The sequence below is a fragment of the Bacillota bacterium genome (assembly GCA_040754675.1).
Taxonomy (GTDB): Bacteria; Bacillota; Limnochordia; order Limnochordales; family Geochordaceae; genus Geochorda.
Window position 1 is genome coordinate 1 of the sequence record JBFMCJ010000493.1, and the last position, 3,010, is coordinate 3,010.

Below are 3,010 nucleotides of genomic sequence, written 5' to 3' on the forward strand. Positions count from 1 at the left end.
TGCGGGTCCCGGCACAGCACGTTCACGAACTGCCCCGGGGCGGCCGCCTTCAGCTCCGGCGCTTCAAGCGCCAGCCTGACCAGGCCAGGGCCGAGCTCCTCCCGGCCCACCACGGGGGCCCGGAAGACCGAAAAACCGCCGGTCACGGCCGCCATCCGGCCGCACCGTCTGGCCTCGCCGCCGCGGCGGCCACCAAGGCATCGAAGAGGTGCACGTTGTCCCGCGGGCCGGGCGACGCCTCAGGGTGGAACTGCACGGACCACGCCGGAAGCTCCCGGTGACGCATCCCCTCCACCGTGCCGTCGTTGAGGCTGCGGTAGGTGACCATGAGTTCCGGCGGAAGAGTCCGTTCGTCCACCGAGTAGCCATGGTTGTGGGTCGTGATGAAGACGCGGCCCGTGGCCAGCTCCTGCACGGGGTGGTTGCCGCCCCGGTGGCCGAACTTGAGCTTGTAGGTGTGCCCGCCCAGGGCCAGCGCCAGCACCTGGTGGCCGAGGCAGATCCCCATCAGCGGGACTCGCCCGACCAGATCCCGCACGGTGGCGACGGGCCCTGAAAGCACCGCCGGATCCCCCGGGCCGTTGGAGATGACCACTCCGTCGGGCCGCAAGGCCAGGATCTGGTCGGCCGTGAAGCGGGCGGGCACGACCGCGACCCGGCAGCCCCGCTGCAGGAGGTTGACCAGGATGTGCCGCTTGACGCCCAGGTCCACCACGGCCACCCGCGGCCCTGTCCCGGTGCCAAGTTCGTAGGGCTCTGCGGGGCTGACCTCATCGACCAGCGCCTGAGCCGAAAGGTCCGGAACGCGGCAGGCTGCCTCCACCATTTCATGGACGGGCCGGGGGCGTGCCGTGATGATTCCCCGAAGCGTGCCCTGGCTGCGAAGCCGGCGCACCAGCGCTCGGGTGTCCACGCCCGCTATCCCCGTGATGCCCTGCGCCGACAACCACGCCTCCAGGCCCGTCACGCCGCCTGGAAGCGCCTCGGGGTAATCGGAGAGCTCGCGCACGACGACACCTCGCACCTGCGCCGCTGCCGACTCGGCATCCTGCGGGAACGTGCCGTAGTTGCCGATGAGCGGCTGTGTAAAGACCAGGATCTGCCCGCGGTACGAGGGGTCGGTGAGCGCCTCCTGATAGCCGGTCTGCGACGTGGTGAAGACCACCTCGCCGGTGGTCTCACCCTCTTTGCCGATCAGTTCTCCCTCGTAGACGCTTCCATCTTCCAGGGCCAGCCATGCCGGCCGCCGCACCTTGGACAACGTGCTTACCCCTCTCAAGACCCCTGTGCCTGCGCCGCAGCCACGCGGCCTCGCGCCCGGTTCAAGGCGCCGGCCAGCCGCTTCGCCGCGGCGGCCGCCGCAGCCGTCCAGTCCGGCGCCGGCCCTCCTCCCCCATCCTGCCGCCACGCGCCCAGTATCGATCGGGAGACGCTCACCACAGCGCCCAGGCCGTCGCGGTCGAACGCCGGAGAAAGCTCTTCAGGTGAGGCACCCTGCGCCCCGACCCCGGGCAGCAGCAACCACACCCCTGGCAGCCTGCGGCGCAGGCGCGCGGCGGCATCCGGGTAGGTGGCACCCACCACGGCCCCGACGCTGGAGTAGCCGCTGGAGCCCCTTCGCGGGGCTGCCCAGGACAAGACCATGTCGGCCACCGCCTCGGCTACCGTGCGGCCGTCCTTCAAAACGAGTTGCTGAAGGTCCTGCGCGCCCGGGTTGGAGGTGTGAACCAGCGCAAAGATCCCCTTCCCGACCCTATCCGCCAGGTCGAGGAACGGCACCGCCGAGTCGCCTCCAAGATACGGGTTGAACGTGCAGGCGTCCGCCCCCAGCACCCTGACCTCCATCCCGCCCGGAAGCGGTGTAAAACCCAACAGCGCGCGGGCGTAGGCTGCCGCCGTGCTCGCGATGTCGCCGGGCTTGGCGTCGGCGATGACCAGCAGGCCGAACGAGCGAGCCTGCTCCACCAGGCGCCTCGCAGCCTCGAGTCCGGGGCCACCCAGCGCAAGGAAGTACGCCATCTGGAGCTTGACCGCCACCGCCCAGGGCGCGCAGGCCTCGAAGAGCGCGGCACCCGTCCCTTCCACGGCCCGGGCCGCTGCCTCCAGCGCCTGGCCCGCCGGCCGCCCCTCGCCATCCCGCCGCAGGCCCTCGAGAACGGGAGGCGGAAGCTGCCCGATGTCCGGGTCGTACCCCACCACCAGGCAGGAGTTCTTGCGTTCTACGGCCTCCGCCAGGCGGTCGCCGAAGTGGTTGCCTGGGGGCTCTTCGAAGGTCAGGCCAGTTCACCGTCCAGCATGACGATCGTCCCGCCCACGATGGTGCCGACCGGCCGGCCCTTCAGCTTCCACCCTGCAAATGGCGTGTTTCGCCCCCTGGACTGGAAGCGATCGGGATCCACCACCCACTCCCGCCCCGGATCGAAGAGCGTGATATCCGCCACCTCGCCTTCGGCCAGGCGCCCTCCCGGCAGGCCCAACACGCGCACCGGGTTGAGGGTGACGGCCCTCACGGCCTGCAGGGGCGAGAGCGTGCCGTCGCGCACGAGTTCGCCCAGCACCAGCGCCAGCATGGTCTCCAGGCCTACGGCTCCGAACGGCGCCTGGTCGAGTTCGCACGCCTTCTCTTCCGCGGCGTGCGGTGCGTGATCGGAGGCCACCACGTCGATGACGCCGTCTGCCAGCGCCCCTCGCAGCGCCTGCCTGTCCTCTGCGCTGCCGAGCGGCGGGTTTACCTTCGCGCTCGGGTCGAATCCGTCGAGCGCCTCCTCCGTCAGGAACAGGTGGTGAGGGGTGACCTCGGCCGTCACCGGCACTCCGGCGGCTTTCGCTTCCGCCACGATCCGCACCGAATCCGCCGTGCTCAGGTGCGCGAGGTGAACCCGGGCGCCCGTCGCCCGCGCCAGCGCCACGTCCCTGGCCACGACGACGCTCTCGGCCTCCGCCGGGATTCCGGGCAGGCCGAGCCTCAGGGCAACGGCGCCTTCCCGCATGACGCCGCCCTGAGCCAGGG

The 3,010-nt window shown here is 71.1% G+C and carries 3 protein-coding genes; all 3 read right to left on the reverse strand.

Going from position 1 to position 3,010, the window contains the following annotated elements; genetic code table 11:
• Positions 1 to 142 precede the first annotated feature (142 nt).
• On the reverse strand, positions 143 to 1,252 hold the full coding sequence (gene carA, locus AB1609_19610; protein ID MEW6048651.1) for a glutamine-hydrolyzing carbamoyl-phosphate synthase small subunit: 1,110 nt from the start codon (positions 1,250 to 1,252) through the stop codon (positions 143 to 145).
• A 23-nt stretch (positions 1,253 to 1,275) separates the two neighbouring features.
• Positions 1,276 to 2,277, reverse strand: a complete 1,002-nt coding sequence (pyrF, locus tag AB1609_19615) for an orotidine-5'-phosphate decarboxylase (protein ID MEW6048652.1) — start codon at positions 2,275 to 2,277, stop codon at positions 1,276 to 1,278.
• Positions 2,274 to 3,010, reverse strand: a 737-nt coding sequence (locus AB1609_19620; GenBank protein ID MEW6048653.1) for a dihydroorotase, incomplete at its 5' end; no start/stop codon positions are given. The genes pyrF and AB1609_19620, both read right to left, overlap by 4 nt.